Genomic DNA, 232 nt, shown 5'->3' on the forward strand with positions numbered 1-232 from the left:
GAATCGCCCGCCATGGCGATGCCTCGGATGCGCGCGCGGGTGGTCTGCACCTTATGCGTTACGATCGAGACCTTGGCCCCGACCATCCGGTTCAACAGCGTGGATTTGCCCGCGTTGGGTTCCCCGATCAGCGCGACGAAGCCCGCGCGGGTGTTGGTATCCTCAGCCATCACCGGCCTCCAGTTGCGACAGCAAGACGCTGGCTGCCTGTTGTTCCACCTGACGTTTCGCG

Annotated in this window: 1 protein-coding gene; it reads right to left on the reverse strand. The window is 64.2% G+C overall.

Going from position 1 to position 232, the window contains the following annotated elements:
- On the reverse strand, nt 1-170 hold a 170-nt coding region (locus tag Q5762_RS40285), incomplete at its 3' end, for a GTPase (RefSeq protein ID WP_399495676.1).
- Between the last annotated feature and the right edge of the window lie 62 nt (nt 171-232).

This window comes from Streptomyces sp. P9(2023) (assembly GCF_032436795.1).
Taxonomy (GTDB): domain Bacteria; phylum Actinomycetota; class Actinomycetes; order Streptomycetales; family Streptomycetaceae; genus Streptomyces.